Source organism: Advenella kashmirensis WT001, assembly GCF_000219915.2.
In the GTDB taxonomy this organism is placed as follows: domain Bacteria; phylum Pseudomonadota; class Gammaproteobacteria; order Burkholderiales; family Burkholderiaceae_B; genus Advenella; species Advenella kashmirensis.
The window spans coordinates 3,250,648-3,265,098 of sequence record NC_017964.1; the positions used below are offsets into that span (position 1 = coordinate 3,250,648).

Below are 14,451 nucleotides of genomic sequence, written 5' to 3' on the forward strand. Positions count from 1 at the left end.
TCATTCCTCACTCTCAAATCCACTCACACCCAGCAACCCAGAATAAATCCTGAATCACAAGACAAAAGCGCATTCGATCATGAAGCTTGAGTTAATAGAACTTCATAAAATAATGCAATCACAACCCAATTTTTCATCGTTTACTTACCCGACCCTGGTGGATCGCATAAGTACCCTTTGAATACTTTAGTTGTGCTTCTTCCAAATTGTTAAAGAACATATACAGCCAATAATGCTTTACTTCACCACCCTCATTCGGGTAAACCCAAATTCGAGAGGATCAGTATTTTAGCACCTTCTTTCTAAAAAAGAAAGCACTTAAATTCTGTGTGTTCGTCAATAAGAACGTGTTTTATGTACTTGGCGCGCCACCGGGCAATCATGCTTTCACAATCGATGTGCCACAATCATTATTGGTGGAGGATGACGGGATCGAACCGACGACCCCCTGCTTGCAAAGCAGGTGCTCTCCCAGCTGAGCTAATCCCCCAACAAACCTGTTTGGTGGGTCAAGTTGGAATCGAACCAACGACCCCCGCCTTATCAAGACGGTGCTCTAACCGACTGAGCTACTGACCCAACTTCACATCAGTCAGCAACCGCTCGTGATCTGTCGGCGCCATCAGCGCTCATCAACCACTCGCAAAGCCAACCCCAGCGAAACCTGATTGTTCATCCATATACAAAGCCGCTCGCATTAAACCATCATTGATAATCAATAACAATTCATACAAACCCAACTTCGTACACAGACCGCTGTACTCGTTCTTATTAACAACCGATAAGCGTGGACGCTTTCGCTTCGTGCGCTTCGCTCTTAAAGGAGGTGATCCAGCCGCACCTTCCGATACGGCTACCTTGTTACGACTTCACCCCAGTCATGAATCCTACCGTGGTAATCGCCCCCCTTGCGGTTAGGCTAACTACTTCTGGTAAAACCCACTCCCATGGTGTGACGGGCGGTGTGTACAAGACCCGGGAACGTATTCACCGCGACATGCTGATCCGCGATTACTAGCGATTCCGACTTCATGCAGGCGAGTTGCAGCCTGCAATCCGGACTACGATCGGGTTTATGAGATTAGCTCCACCTTGCGGTTTGGCAACCCTCTGTCCCGACCATTGTATGACGTGTGAAGCCCTACCCATAAGGGCCATGAGGACTTGACGTCATCCCCACCTTCCTCCGGTTTGTCACCGGCAGTCTCATTAGAGTGCTCAACTAAATGTAGCAACTAATGACAAGGGTTGCGCTCGTTGCGGGACTTAACCCAACATCTCACGACACGAGCTGACGACAGCCATGCAGCACCTGTGTTCCGGTTCTCTTGCGAGCACTCCTAAATCTCTTCAGGATTCCAGACATGTCAAGGGTAGGTAAGGTTTTTCGCGTTGCATCGAATTAATCCACATCATCCACCGCTTGTGCGGGTCCCCGTCAATTCCTTTGAGTTTTAATCTTGCGACCGTACTCCCCAGGCGTCAACTTCACGCGTTAGCTGCGCTACTAAGCCCCGAAGGGCCCAACAGCTAGTTGACATCGTTTAGGGCGTGGACTACCAGGGTATCTAATCCTGTTTGCTCCCCACGCTTTCGTGCATGAGCGTCAGTATTATCCCAGGGGGCTGCCTTCGCCATCGGTGTTCCTCCACATATCTACGCATTTCACTGCTACACGTGGAATTCCACCCCCCTCTGACATACTCTAGTTCGGTAGTTAAAAATGCAGTTCCAAGGTTGAGCCCTGGGATTTCACATCTTTCTTTCCGAACCGCCTGCGCACGCTTTACGCCCAGTAATTCCGATTAACGCTTGCACCCTACGTATTACCGCGGCTGCTGGCACGTAGTTAGCCGGTGCTTATTCTTCAGGTACCGTCATCAGTTCCGGGTATTATCCGAAACCTTTTCTTCCCTGACAAAAGTGCTTTACAACCCGAAGGCCTTCATCGCACACGCGGGATGGCTGGATCAGGGTTTCCCCCATTGTCCAAAATTCCCCACTGCTGCCTCCCGTAGGAGTCTGGGCCGTGTCTCAGTCCCAGTGTGCTGGTCGTCCTCTCAAACCAGCTACGGATCGTCGCCTTGGTAGGCCTTTACCCCACCAACTAGCTAATCCGATATCGGCCGCTCCAATAGTGAGAGGTCCTAAGATCCCCCCCTTTCCCCCGTAGGGCGTATGCGGTATTAGCCACGCTTTCGCGTAGTTATCCCCCGCTACTGGGCACGTTCCGATACATTACTCACCCGTTCGCCACTCGCCGGCAAAAGTAGCAAGCTACTTTCCCGCTGCCGTTCGACTTGCATGTGTAAGGCATCCCGCTAGCGTTCAATCTGAGCCAGGATCAAACTCTTCAGTTTAATCTCTGTTTAATTGCCATTTAACTGTTTAAATAGGTAAATGGTCGCTGCTTCACTCAAAAGAAATAACGTTTATAGTGATATAAACCTTACTTCTGTATTTCAAGTGAGCGCCTAAAATATATATTGTTAGCATCACAATCTAGCCAGGTACCCCCGGTTAGACCATGTTGCGCACTCATTCCAAGCGCCCACACTTATCGGCTGTTAGTTGTTAAAGAACATTTCTTCTTAGCTCCCACTGGAGTAAGCGGTGACATTGCGCTGTCACATTCGGCGTTCATACTAATTATAGTAAGAATCACATACTGCTAAATTCTGTACCGCTCAGCAAGTTATTACTAACTCACCGCTTCACTTCTTTTCTCTTGCTGCCGTCACACTGTTGTGTGTCATCAGCAGAGAAACGAGATTATGAAGCATCTGGTTTTTGTTGTCAAGGCTTTTTTGCAACAGCTCGAAAATTTCTTTTCTCACTCACTTCAAAAAATCCCTTCAAACTCACTACAAAACCACTTCACTTCTCAGTAGCGTAGCCCGCTATTATGAACCACTTAGAAACAAAAAGCAAGAACTATTTTTACTTTCTACTTCTTCATGATCGGCTTTTCGTTTCCTTATCGACCATCGCCTGAGCAACCGCCAAAAACAAAAAACCACTCATAACTGCTCGCCACACCTTCTGCGATTTCCCCACCCAAACATACCGAAGTACATTCACAACGCTTTGATTTACCTAAAGAATTTGCCGCTCATGCGGTACCCTTCTTGAGGTGTCCTGCGTTGTTTGTTAAGCAGGAAAGATCGAAACTATAGCAAGCCATTTGACCCTTGGCAAGCCTAATTCTCAAAATACTTCACCCAGTCAGCCGTTTTAAGATCCGTAATTACCCTAAGCGCATGATTTGATTCAGTTTCACCTTTTTACGACATTTTTAATAATTTTTAAGCCCGCTCGCATCATGTGTGGTTTTTGCAGCAAAAAGGCAACAACAGGCTCAGATCAGTACATGGAGCGCTGACGTTTTTGTACGCTTTTTTCTACAAATGAGGGAAATTTCTCCTCGCTTGCACGGCTAGCTGGCAATTATGCTGGCTGTGAATGTGTGATTTAGCCCAAAAACCACGATTTTCCGGCTGCCACCACTACTGAGTCCAGGCGCTTTATGCCCACACGGCCAGAAAATGCCCTGTTCAGCTTTGATTGAGCGCATTAGCAGGCCATACACTAACCATATCACCGGATATATCTGCCTTATTATAGGCATCCACACAAAGGGTAACGTTCCCAGGTAGGCAATAGCTATCACTGGCCTCCACGATTTGGCAAGCCGGACTTGTCGTCGCTGGGTTTTTGGTTGCTGGGTTCTTGTATAGCCAGCCTCTTTATATAAGCGCCCTTATATCGGCCTTTAATATAGAGAGATAGCGGTCCCTATATATAGATGCTACAGACAATGCCTGTGATTTACTCATCCCTGATCAGTCGTCCCGCATGGGGAGCGTTGAAACAAGGGTATATATTACAAGGTGCTCCACTTTAGCTATAACGCCGCTTTCTGCCGCGACCCAAACGCATGCGCCCACAGACGCTCCTCTGTATCCTTATATAGGCATGCTCCTATATATAGGTATAGGCACATTCCGATCCATATTTCCCTATCTCTATATAGAGAAGCCAGCCAGATGTATTAGAAATGTCGCACATCATGCCCAGGCATGACACAGGAATGTACCCAGCACCTGAGCATAGAACCCCGGGCCCTGGATCCGGGTCTTACTCCCCTGCCCCAGGCCTGCTTGCCATAAAACGCCTGCAGGTATCCGTTCCCTGTCACGTGCATTGGTCCCCCGCGGGCTATAATTGGCCCCATGAATATTCGATTTCTGGAAACTTTCGTCTTGCTGGCCGAAATGCGCAATTTACGTATGACCGCGGAACGCTTGCACACGACGCAGGCAGCCATCTCCAGTCGTATTGCTTCGCTGGAGCAGGAGTTCGGCGTACGCCTGTTCGAGCGCAACGCCCGCGAGGTCTCGCTGACACCCGACGGAAGCAAAGCCCTGGTTCATGCCGAACGCATGGTCAAGCTGCTGCGCGACATGAAAGAAGACATGCTGGATAAGCATACTTATGCCGGCGTCATTCGCATTGGCGTGATTGAATCTATTGTGCACAGCTGGTTTCCAGAGTTTCTGGCCCGTCTGCACGAACGCTATCCTCGCCTGAGAATTGAAATTACCAGCGACACCACCGCCCATTTGACCGAACAACTCAATAAGGGGAGCCTGGACCTGGTACTGCAAGGCAACGCCATCCATGTTTCCCAGGTCGATGCCATTGCCCTGGGCCAACTACCCATGCGCTGGGTCGCCAGCCCAACACTGGAAGTGGGCAACGATGTACTCAGCCTGGCCGATCTGGCCGCCTTCCCCATCGTCAGCTTTGCGCGTGACTCCGAGCCCTACGCCGCCATCGAAAGAATGTTTGCTACGGCGGGAGACGTGTCCCTGCACCTTAACGGTATTTCTTCCGTGGCGACCATGATCAGGCTGGTCCGAGACGGTTTTGGCGTGGCTGCGCTGCCCCCGGCCATTATCCAGCAGGAGTTGAATGCGCAGACACTACAACTGCTGCGGGCGGATACGGTCTTGCCACCGCTCGAGCTGCAGGCCGCATTCCGCCACAATCAGGACAATCCGCTAGCCGAGACCATCGGCCTGATTGCTCAGGATGTGGCCATCGCATTTGCCACCAATCGAGGCCAGAGCATCGCCTGTGCCCCACTGCAAACCTGAAGACCACCAGCACATGGTCGCAGAACAGACATGACTTTGATTCGTCCTGCCTGCATTCCAAATCTAAGTATTTACCCTAGGATCGGTTTTTGCCCCTGAACGCAATTCTCTTGTTTCTGGCGTTAAAAATCATCTTGAAAATTATTATAACCATTTGATATTTATGCTTTTTTTACGAAATATGCAAACTGATTCCAGGCAACAATAAGATTTTGCAATCACGACTGCGTATATTTTCTTGTTGGACAGTCAAAAACGCGCTACCTACACTGCCCACATATAAGACCTAATGCAGCACAACGTTGCGCCATGTTGGCCGCAACAGGCAGTCTTATTTCCGGCCACGCCCCTGTAGAGGGCATCATCTCCGGCCACATTCCACCCACCGCTGACCGGCTCCTGGCGCCGGCCGGCCCTATTCAACACGCAACAGTAGTTGGAAAAACACGATGAATAACTCAAGCACTGCGACCAGCCCTAGCCTGGGCACCAACGCGAACGAACTGAAGGCAACCTATGCAAAAATTGCCTGGCGACTGATCCCTTTCCTGGTCTTCCTATTTATTCTGGCCTGGCTGGACCGCGTTAACGTTGGTTTTGCCAAACTGCACATGCTGCAGGACCTGCAATTTAGCGAAGCCGTATACGGGCTTGGCGCCGGGATCTTTTTTATCGGCTATTTTCTATTCGAAGTTCCCAGCAATCTGCTGCTGGAAAAAATCGGTGCCCGCAAAACGCTGGCCCGCATCACTATATTGTGGGGTGCCGCGTCCATCGGTATGGCGTATGTCACCACCCCCACGCAGTTCTATATCATGCGCTTTTTACTGGGCGTATTTGAGGCCGGGTTCTTCCCGGGCGTGGTGCTTTATCTCACCTATTGGTTCCCGGCGGAATACCGGGCACGTGTCAACGGGCTGTTCATGACCTCGTTCGCGCTCGCTGGTGTGGTCGGCGGACCGTTGGCCGGCCTGATTCTGAACGGCATGCAAGGTGTAGGGCACCTGGCCAACTGGCAATGGCTGTTTATTCTCGAAGGTATTCCTTCTGTTATTGCCGGCATGTTCGTGTTGAAATACCTGCCAGAGAAACCAGTAAACGCCAAATGGCTCACACCACAAGAGCAACAGGCGGTGACGCGGGCCCTGGAACTGGAAAACAGCCAGACAGGCAACAAGCATTTGTCATTCAAAGACGCCTATCGCAATTCTGCAATATGGCTCTGTGCCGCTGTTTACTTTTGCATTGTTAGCGGCAACGCTACCATTGCATTCTGGAGCCCGTCCATCATCAAAGCCATCGGCATCAACAATGACCTGATGATTGGTGTGCTCTCGGCCCTGCCCTTCATTGCCGGAACAATCGCAATGGTATGGAATGGCGCTCACTCGGACAAAACCGGCGAACGTCGCATGCATTGCGCCGTGGCAACATTGATCGCATGCCTGGGTCTGGTTGCCACCGGCATGCTATTGCACAATGCCCTGTTCGCGCTCATCGCCCTTACCATTGCCTCTGTCGGCATCCTGGCCGCCTTTCCGGTGTTCTGGTCCATTCCCGCAGCCTTTCTGGCCGGCACCGCCGCCGCCGGCGGTATTGCACTGATCAACTCTATAGGCAATCTTGCCGGATTTGTTGCGCCATACATGATTGGCTCATTGAAAACCAGCACCGGTTCATTGTCTTCCGGGCTTTATTTTGTAGCCGCACTGGAAATACTGGCCTCGATCCTGGTCATCCTTTTTGTCAAAAAGCGCTGATCCAGCACCCCCATCATTTCACAAGCATGCGTGACACATCGCGCATGCGTGCTCTCCCATCTGTTTATCAAGAGTATTACCATGAAACTTGAATTCTCACTTGTCCAAGACCCTGCAGCAACCGTTATTGCTGATATTGACACCCTGATCGTTGCCGGCTGGGCCGGACGCGACATCAAAGCCATCGAACACCATATAGAAGAGCTGGCCGCCCTTGGCGTGCCCCGCCCCAGCGCGGTTCCGCTGTACTACAGGGTAGCCAACAATCAATTGACTCAGGCCAGCAACATTCAGGCCCTGGGCACTGACTCATCCGGCGAGGTTGAAGTCTTCGTGTTCACCGTGGATGGCACCATGTATGTCAGTCTGGCTTCAGACCATACTGATCGTAAACTGGAGGCCTATGGCGTGGCCGAATCCAAACAGGCTTGCGTCAAACCGGTAGCAACCTCGGCCTGGCGCTTTGACGAGGTAGTGGAACATTGGGATCAATTGGTCATCCGCTCCTGGATCGACGAAGCGGGCAAAAAAATACTGTATCAGGAAGGCACCCTGGATAGCCTGCGTTTGCCACAGGAACTGATCAAAGGCTATACCGGCAACCAGAGCGTGCTGCCCGAAGGACACGGTATGATTTGCGGCACGGTCGGCGCTATTGGCGGCATCCGTCCATCCAACACATTTGTGATGGAACTGCACGATCCGGTCAAGAACCGCAGCCTGCAACACACATACCGTGTCGAAACGCTGCCTGTGGTGGCTGATCATCCTCACTAGCAAGTTACTGTCCACTAATTTCATTTGTCATTAATGGTTGTCCAATGAACTCTTCTGCATTTCCCAGTCTAGCCTCGCTGTCGCACGCGCTCGATGAAGGCTCAATCTCTTCGGTCCAACTGACACAACAGGCTCTGGCGCGCGCAACCAGCGGCGAAGGCCCCAAAGTATATACACAGGTCTTCCAGGAGCAGGCGCTGGCCGCCGCTGCGGCTGCCGACACCCTGCGTCAGGCGGGCATACGCCGCTCTGCGCTCGACGGTTTGCCCATATCAGTCAAGGATCTGTTTGATATCAAAGGCAAGCCCACACGGGCCGGCTCGGTCGTCTTGAACGATGCGCCTGCCGCCTCGGATAATGCCAAGGTCGTACAGCGGTTGATCAACGCGGGTGCCATCATTATCGGCACTACCAATATGACCGAGTTTGCCTACTCTGGCCTGGGCGTGAACCCACATTACGGTACACCGCGCAACCCGTGGGAACGCAGCGTCGGCGAAGGCCGTATCCCGGGCGGCTCCTCTTCGGGCGCCGCAGTATCAGTCACAGACGGGATGGCGGTAGCGGCCATTGGTTCGGATACCGGCGGCTCTGTGCGCATCCCCTCTGCCCTTTGCGGGCTGACCGGCTTCAAACCAACTGCACGCCGGGTGCCGCAAGAAGGCGTCCTGCCGCTGTCCACGACCCTGGATTCCATCGGCCCGCTGGCCGCCAGCGTAGAGTGCTGCGCCATATTGGACGCCTGATGACCGGCGAAAACTACACACCGATTGCGTCCAAACCCATCAAGGGCCTGCGCCTGCTGTTTCCCGGCAACGCCGTGCTAGATGGCGCTGACGATCATGTCGCGACAAGTTATGCACAGGTGCTGTCGCAACTGTCGGCGGCAGGGGCCATTATTGTGGAACAGGCCGTGCCGCCATTTGACCAGTTGCCCGGCATCAACGCCCAGGGCGGTTTCATTGCTGCCGAGGCCTGGGCGTGGCATCGCCAGCTGATCGCGGACAAGGCCGACGCTTATGATCCACGCGTGGTCTCGCGCATGTTGCGCGGCAAGCAAATTAGCGCCGCCGATTATATCGACCTGCTGCAGCGCCGCGCGCAGTGGATACAGCAATTACAAATGCAATTGGCGGACTATGACGCCATGATCATGCCTACCGTGCCGGTCATCGCGCCCACGATTGCCGAGCTGCGCGATGAAGAGGTATATCACAAAACCAATTTGCTGCTGTTGCGCAATCCCACCTTCATTAACTTCCTGGACGGTTGCGCGGTATCGTTACCCTGCCATGCCCCGGGAACTGCACCCGTCGGCGTGAGCATAGCCGCAGCTGGCGGTCAGGATCGCACTGTCCTGGCGATCGCCAAAGCGGTGGAAACCTTGCTGCAACGCTAGGGTTGACAGGTCGGCAATACAATCGCAAACTTTATGTATTGCGACCCATAAAAGCAAGCAAGGTCATCCGGCACAGGAGCTGCGACCATGGACCACACTGCCCTTCCCGCCCGTACTGTTCGTTGGAAAAGCTGCGACAACACCGGCCTGGAACATTTCTGCCTGCATATGAATGCCGACACGATCCAGGGCGAAGGCGTCGTGATCGGCGCAAGAGGTGGCTCGCCCTACGGCCTGCATTACCGGGTCACGACAGACACGCAATGGCGTACCCGCGAAGTGTGGGTGCGCATGGCCAGCGGTGTTTATTTGCATGTTTTTTCCGACGGAGACGGGACACTGGACCGATGACAAAGGCGACGCAATGCCCAATCTGGGCGGTTGCATCGATGTAGATATTGCAGCTACCCCGTTTACCAATACCCTGCCGATACGGCGGCTCTCCCTGAGCGAGGGGTGCACTACCGAACTTACCATGGCCTATGTGCCCTTGCCATCCCTGCAAATGTGCCCCGATGGGCAACGTTACACCCGTATTGCCGATCGACGTTATCTATACGAGAGTGCCGACCGGGATTTTTCTGCCGAACTGGCGGTGGACGAGGATGGACTTGTGATGGATTATCCGGGGTTGTTTCGGCGGCTGGTATAACGCACGCAGGTCGGGCGCGACAATAAACGCGTCGTGGTGCGAAGGGCAGTGGTGGGAGAAACGGCCGGACCGGCAGTCCATTGCATTGCACCTTAAAAACCTCCAACTGTGCTGATAGACGCCGCTATATCCAGTAGTTTTGCATTTTCCATGATGATGCAGTGGGGTGTACACAATCATGGCAATGCCTGTCACAGCAGACCTCATTAAGACAGCGTAACCTGCAACTCCTGCCTGATAACAGGGTGAATCCAGCAACGCAGCACAACAGTACCGCCAGCTTCCAGCACAAATGACTTTTCTGTACCCGGCAACTGCGTATCCAGGGAAACGATTTTGCCGTCTTCGTAGGTCACGTAAATACTATGCGCAATATCGGCCGCATTCACGATACGTACGCGATCGCCCACCTTGCCGTGAAATCGGGTTTGCTCAGTTCGTGATGATTCAATGTCAGCACATGATCAGCCGTTGCGGCCATGACAGGTGAGTAAAAAGTCACCAGCGGCACAGCGCAAGCACCAAGCGCCATATGCTGTATGAATGTACGCCGAGTCATATCCTGCATGGGTCAGTTCTCCAATTGGCCGGTTGCGGCCTGGGTCACGGGATTTCTGCCAAGTGCCCGCAGGAATGCCAAAAGGTCTGCGCGTTCCTGTTCCGTCAACGTAAAGGGTTGCATTTCCGGAGAACGACTGGGCCTGTCAATGCCGCCCTCCTCATAATGCTTGATTACTGCTTCCAGCGAGTCGATTGAGCCGTCGTGCATATAGGGCCCCTTATCGTTCAGTTCACGCAACGTCGGCGTCTTGAAGGCATGCTGCATGCCAACCACCTGGGGTGGCGTAAACTTTCCCCGGCCACGATCAGCGCTGGCCAGCCCGATGTCATGAAAACCATCATCAGTCAAACGCCAGGTACTGTGGCATGCGCTGCAGCGGGCCTTGCCATTGTAGATAGCAAAACCGCGCTGCTCCTGTGTGGTCAGCGCCTGCGTATCACCGGCGATCCAGCGATCCAGATCGGTGCGCGGCGATACCAGCGAGCGCTCGAAAGTAGCCAGCGCCTGCTGGATATGCTCGACAGTAATTTGCTGTACACGCCCGTAGGCGCGCTGCACCGGTTGTGCGTAATCGTCCAGCGCATTGATACGCTCCAGCAACAGCGCCACCGGCATATTCATTTCATGCTCGGCCGTAATAGGCATGACCGCTTGCTGTTCCAACGTATTGGCGCGTCCGTCCCACATGAGAGCGGACAGCCAGGCGCTGTTGAGCAGCGTCGGTGTTCTACGGGCAAATTCCTGTTGCCCGGAACCCACCGGTTGAACCAGACCATCGCTCCAGCGTTTGCCGGGATCGTGACAGGTGGCACAAGAGCGGCTTGCGCGCGAGAGTCGCGAGTCAAAAAACAGCTTGCGCCCCAGTTCCTCTTTTGCCTGCGAATGGGGATTGTCTGCCGGATAGGGCACCGATTGCGGTCGCTGATACTTCTGTTTGAGCGACCGCATCAATTCGGCATCCGCTTGCGGGGCACTGTGAGCGCTACGCAGTTCAGACCCCTGCACACCGGCAAGCAATGCTGCCAGCAGCATCAGGCCTGACCACGTACGCCCGCTTTGTTTCTCGCCTTTGATCACAATCGTGTACCTGTCGCGGCACCAATTAACTGGCCTTGCCGACAATCGGCGAAATGGTGCAGTGATAGGTCATGGAGTCATCTTCGGCGCCAAAGCACCAAACCACGTCGTTGTTAAACTCAGGGCGATAGATCGGCAATTCTCCCTGAGTATTGACACAGTTGCACCGTCCGCAAGTCTGTTTACCGCAGCAATCCCGGTAAGCGATCAGATAACTCTGGCCATCGCCGGGATTATGACAACTGGCCACCCAGGAACTGGGAGACAGTTTTGAACCCGGGGGGCAATTGGTCAGAGAGCCGCCGCAACAATCGCAGATGTTGCCGTCAATTGAGCAGTGGCGCCAATAGTCACATGCCTGGGAATTGGTGTCTTGCGGCTTCCAGCCTTCACGGCCCAGCGAGCCCGTGGTTTCAGCATGCGCATTGTTCAGCCGCCCCCGACGATCAACCGGCAACAGCGGCAGCAACGCCGCGCCTGCCAGCTGCGCGCCCAATCGGCCCAGAAAGCTGCGTCGACCAATTTTGCTGGCAGCAACGCGGCTGAGCCTTTCCATTCCACTATCGAAATTGTTGGTTTTTTTCATGACGATCTCCTCGCTCTATACAAGCGCTTGTCTGGTTAACGTTGGGATTCAATGCAGCTGGGGCGCAATATCGGCCGGCTGAACCATTTTTTCGCGCATATATTTCTGCAGGGAATGGTGCCCCAGCCGCACGGTTTCAAACAGGCTCTCGACATGTTCGCGTGTGTTGCAAAGACCTTTGGCCAGAATCATTCCCTGTTCGTCCAGAAGAACGCCATAAGGAATTTTTGCAACCTGGAACTTCATGCCGATCTCGGCCGACACCACGTACCTCACTTCGCCCATATCGTGCTCGGCCAGAAACTTGCGGTGGTCTGCCGCATTACCGTCGCTGATCAGGACAACATCGGCCCCCTCGCGCTGCGCCACTGAGCGGATAATGGGAAACAGCTTTGCGCAAATCGGGCAGGTTGGGCCGGTGAACATCAGCAGACTGGGGCGTCCTGGCGTGAGCGCCTGTCCGACAGCGAGCGGAACACCATAGAAGTCATCCACCTGAAATACCGGAGATTGCTCGCCAATATCCGGACCGTGATCCAGCATCATGCCCCTAGCGGCGCTGAGCGCTCGTGCAACAAACCTATTTGACGAATCAGGCCCATAACCAGCACCGCCAGGCCGATGAATCCGAGCCAGAGCATTACGTTGGAAGCGATAAGCAAAGTTGTATTCATGATGTCTCCATTTCCCTTTAAGAATTATTAGAACTGGCAGGTGACAGAGATGAAAGCATATCTGCACCGGTATAAAGAATCGCTGTCATTGCGGCTGCGGCCAGCGCCAGCACGGTTTCGCCCAGCGTTGCGGTAACGCCGGCGTTGGCCGCCTGCGCCACGTACAACGCGAACCCCGCAAGCACAAGGGGTCTGGCAAATTGAACCAGGCCAATACCATTGCCGCGCTCGGCGCCGCGCAGGCACCCGCAATCGATATGGGTTCTGCCGCGCGCCAGGTTAATGCCAATCGCAATAGCGAACGACAGCAGCAGCAAGGCAACAAGCACCCCGGCATACGCGGTCACAGCGTTGATCAATAACAGCGCTGCAAACGACAATTCCAGGTAAGGCAGCATGCGCGCAAATGGATAGGCCAGCACGTCGGGCAAAACACGATAGTTCGCCACGACGCCATGAAACTCATCCCTGTCCCGCAGCTTGGGTAATGCCGCTGCAATCAGCACAAAAACCAGGAAGAATTTTGCCAGCATGAAAAGTAGCGGATTGGATATCAAGTTCATGGTGTCCTCACAATTCCGGGATGGTGAGCATGAGGGGGGCTTTACCCAGCTCGTCCACCTTGCCGGTCTCTTTGCCCGTGGCCGGATCATACATATACAAGGTGCGATCTATGGCCGACACGGCATAAAGCACCGGTTTGTCGTCCTGGCTTATTCCGATCGAATCCACCTCGTGGCCAAGTTCGATTTTGCTGATTCGTTTTCCGGTTTTGGCTTCAAGTGCAAAGACAAAGCGGCTGGGCAGCTTATGTGTCCATTTTTCCCGCTGGTCGGCCAGAAGATAAATCGTGTCGCTGGGGCGATGATAGGTCACGGTCATCCAGCCGCCGGGGCGCCACTTTTGCTTGCGCTCCTCTTCTGTGAACGCATTGAACACTTTGGCAAACGTGGCACCGTCCGCAGTCAAATCCGCCTGATAGATATTGCCCTCATAACTGGGCCAGACCAGACGTCCGGCTTTTGCCGAATAGGCAGGATTGTTAAACAGATAATCGTCCTCGGGATGAAAGACCTTGGTGTTTTCCTGCTTGATTTCTCCTTTGCCGTCATACCCCACCTTCAGCAGCGATCCGTCGCGACAGTGCATAAAGAAGGTGTTTTGTGCTGCCGGGAACAAATGATAGCAGTCGGGCACGTCAACCATTTTGACGAATGATCTGTTGGCCACATCTACAATCCCGACCGCAGGCGATGGGGAAAACTGCTGGAACAGCAGGAATTTGTCGTCATTGGACAGCGTGGCCATGCGCTCGAGCGTCGCGCTCAGAAACCGGCCTTCCGGAATATCAATCTCGGCAATCAGATCATGAGTCTGGGCATCCACCAGATCAATATAATCATTACGCTGGCCTCGTGCTATCCGCGCAAACAGTGTATTGGCCACGGCAAAAAACTTGCCATCATGCGAGGCCATCACATGCGGCAGCTTGCCAGCATCAGTCATGCCCAGAAGCTTGCTTTTCTCGCCATCGATTGAAAACACTTGCGACGTTACATTGAAATGCCCTGGGTCTGTGACATACACTCGTTTGGCATTGCTGGGCGGCGCGGACAGGATGATGGGTTCATCCTGCAGGGTCGAGGTAATCTCCTTGCCCAGCTGAGTTGGAATTTTGGGTTCGGCAGCACCCGCTGCTCCCGCCAGTACCAGCGCCGTGCACGCCGTCATCAGCACCCATCCTGCACGCACCTGCAGGCCAGGGCTGCTTGTCTTTACCACCAGTCCATCAGTCTTCATTTGTC

At 53.6% G+C, this 14,451-nt stretch carries 13 protein-coding genes, 2 tRNA genes, 1 rRNA gene and 1 pseudogene; 6 read left to right on the forward strand and 11 right to left on the reverse strand.

Annotated elements, in window-relative coordinates:
- Window positions 1-414 precede the first annotated feature (414 nt).
- From TKWG_RS15255 to TKWG_RS15265, 3 genes are all read right to left on the reverse strand, one after another.
- Window positions 415-490 (reverse strand) — tRNA-Ala (locus TKWG_RS15255).
- Window positions 491-502: 12 nt separating this feature from the next.
- Window positions 503-579: transfer RNA gene (locus TKWG_RS15260), tRNA-Ile, on the reverse strand.
- Window positions 580-819: 240 nt separating this feature from the next.
- A 16S ribosomal RNA gene (locus TKWG_RS15265) occupies window positions 820-2,360 on the reverse strand.
- A gap of 1,872 nt (window positions 2,361-4,232) precedes the next feature.
- Here TKWG_RS15265 and TKWG_RS15270 point away from each other — a divergent pair.
- From TKWG_RS15270 to TKWG_RS26095, 6 genes and pseudogenes are all read left to right on the forward strand, one after another.
- Window positions 4,233-5,159: a LysR family transcriptional regulator gene (locus tag TKWG_RS15270; protein WP_014751695.1), complete on the forward strand. Its 927-nt coding sequence runs from the start codon at window positions 4,233-4,235 to the stop codon at window positions 5,157-5,159.
- 449 nt (window positions 5,160-5,608) lie between these two features.
- The gene (locus tag TKWG_RS15275) at window positions 5,609-6,919 is read left to right on the forward strand and encodes an MFS transporter (protein ID WP_014751696.1); all 1,311 of its coding nucleotides are present in this window, start codon (window positions 5,609-5,611) and stop codon (window positions 6,917-6,919) included.
- An 81-nt stretch (window positions 6,920-7,000) separates the two neighbouring features.
- Window positions 7,001-7,696 (forward strand): DUF2848 domain-containing protein, encoded by a 696-nt coding sequence (locus TKWG_RS15280; protein WP_014751697.1) that lies wholly within the window; start codon window positions 7,001-7,003, stop codon window positions 7,694-7,696.
- Between the two features lie 44 nt (window positions 7,697-7,740).
- A pseudogene (locus TKWG_RS15285) lies at window positions 7,741-9,095 on the forward strand (amidase).
- An 87-nt stretch (window positions 9,096-9,182) separates the two neighbouring features.
- Entirely contained in the window at window positions 9,183-9,446 is a 264-nt protein-coding gene (locus tag TKWG_RS26090; protein WP_264300246.1) for a putative glycolipid-binding domain-containing protein, read from the forward strand.
- 13 nt (window positions 9,447-9,459) lie between these two features.
- Entirely contained in the window at window positions 9,460-9,747 is a 288-nt protein-coding gene (locus TKWG_RS26095; RefSeq protein WP_264300247.1) for a putative glycolipid-binding domain-containing protein, read from the forward strand.
- 206 nt (window positions 9,748-9,953) lie between these two features.
- Here the strand turns inward: TKWG_RS26095 and TKWG_RS24060 are convergent, their stop codons facing one another.
- From TKWG_RS24060 to mauB, 8 genes are read right to left on the reverse strand one after another with little or no spacing between them, the layout of a single operon-like run.
- Window positions 9,954-10,157 carry a cupredoxin domain-containing protein gene (locus tag TKWG_RS24060; protein WP_202947715.1) on the reverse strand — a complete coding sequence of 68 codons (204 nt, stop codon included), beginning with the start codon at window positions 10,155-10,157 and terminating at the stop codon, window positions 9,954-9,956.
- Window positions 10,133-10,315 (reverse strand): twin-arginine translocation signal domain-containing protein, encoded by a 183-nt coding sequence (locus tag TKWG_RS24065; protein ID WP_014751699.1) that lies wholly within the window; start codon window positions 10,313-10,315, stop codon window positions 10,133-10,135. Before TKWG_RS24065 ends, TKWG_RS24060 begins: the two co-directional genes overlap by 25 nt.
- A gap of 3 nt (window positions 10,316-10,318) precedes the next feature.
- The gene (locus TKWG_RS15300; protein ID WP_014751700.1) at window positions 10,319-11,386 is read right to left on the reverse strand and encodes a cytochrome c peroxidase; all 1,068 of its coding nucleotides are present in this window, start codon (window positions 11,384-11,386) and stop codon (window positions 10,319-10,321) included.
- A gap of 25 nt (window positions 11,387-11,411) precedes the next feature.
- The gene (gene mauA, locus TKWG_RS15305; protein WP_014751701.1) at window positions 11,412-11,972 is read right to left on the reverse strand and encodes a methylamine dehydrogenase (amicyanin) small subunit; all 561 of its coding nucleotides are present in this window, start codon (window positions 11,970-11,972) and stop codon (window positions 11,412-11,414) included.
- Between the two features lie 48 nt (window positions 11,973-12,020).
- Window positions 12,021-12,518, reverse strand: a complete 498-nt coding sequence (gene mauD, locus TKWG_RS15310) for a methylamine dehydrogenase accessory protein MauD (RefSeq protein WP_202947716.1) — start codon at window positions 12,516-12,518, stop codon at window positions 12,021-12,023.
- The gene (locus tag TKWG_RS26100) at window positions 12,515-12,646 is read right to left on the reverse strand and encodes a thioredoxin domain-containing protein (RefSeq protein WP_264300248.1); all 132 of its coding nucleotides are present in this window, start codon (window positions 12,644-12,646) and stop codon (window positions 12,515-12,517) included. The genes mauD and TKWG_RS26100 overlap by 4 nt, the downstream gene beginning before the upstream one ends.
- A 17-nt stretch (window positions 12,647-12,663) precedes the next feature.
- Complete coding sequence (locus TKWG_RS15315; protein ID WP_014751702.1) at window positions 12,664-13,209, reverse strand: MauE/DoxX family redox-associated membrane protein; 546 nt, start codon at window positions 13,207-13,209, stop codon at window positions 12,664-12,666.
- 7 nt (window positions 13,210-13,216) lie between these two features.
- Complete coding sequence (gene mauB, locus TKWG_RS15320) at window positions 13,217-14,446, reverse strand: methylamine dehydrogenase (amicyanin) large subunit (protein WP_014751703.1); 1,230 nt, start codon at window positions 14,444-14,446, stop codon at window positions 13,217-13,219.
- Window positions 14,447-14,451 lie beyond the last annotated feature (5 nt).

Bases quoted from the DNA above. Each gene is read 5' to 3' on its own strand.
- TKWG_RS15270 (WP_014751695.1), top strand. From the start codon at position 4,233: ATGAATATTCGATTTCTGGAAACTTTCGTCTTGCTGGCCGAAATGCGC.
- mauD (WP_202947716.1), bottom strand. From the start codon at position 12,518: ATGATGCTGGATCACGGTCCGGATATTGGCGAGCAATCTCCGGTATTT.
- mauB (WP_014751703.1), bottom strand. From the start codon at position 14,446: ATGAAGACTGATGGACTGGTGGTAAAGACAAGCAGCCCTGGCCTGCAG.
- TKWG_RS24065 (WP_014751699.1), bottom strand. From the start codon at position 10,315: ATGCAGGATATGACTCGGCGTACATTCATACAGCATATGGCGCTTGGT.
- TKWG_RS26090 (WP_264300246.1), top strand. From the start codon at position 9,183: ATGGACCACACTGCCCTTCCCGCCCGTACTGTTCGTTGGAAAAGCTGC.
- TKWG_RS26095 (WP_264300247.1), top strand. From the start codon at position 9,460: ATGCCCAATCTGGGCGGTTGCATCGATGTAGATATTGCAGCTACCCCG.
- TKWG_RS15275 (WP_014751696.1), top strand. From the start codon at position 5,609: ATGAATAACTCAAGCACTGCGACCAGCCCTAGCCTGGGCACCAACGCG.
- mauA (WP_014751701.1), bottom strand. From the start codon at position 11,972: ATGAAAAAAACCAACAATTTCGATAGTGGAATGGAAAGGCTCAGCCGC.
- TKWG_RS26100 (WP_264300248.1), bottom strand. From the start codon at position 12,646: ATGAATACAACTTTGCTTATCGCTTCCAACGTAATGCTCTGGCTCGGA.
- TKWG_RS15280 (WP_014751697.1), top strand. From the start codon at position 7,001: ATGAAACTTGAATTCTCACTTGTCCAAGACCCTGCAGCAACCGTTATT.
- TKWG_RS15315 (WP_014751702.1), bottom strand. From the start codon at position 13,209: ATGAACTTGATATCCAATCCGCTACTTTTCATGCTGGCAAAATTCTTC.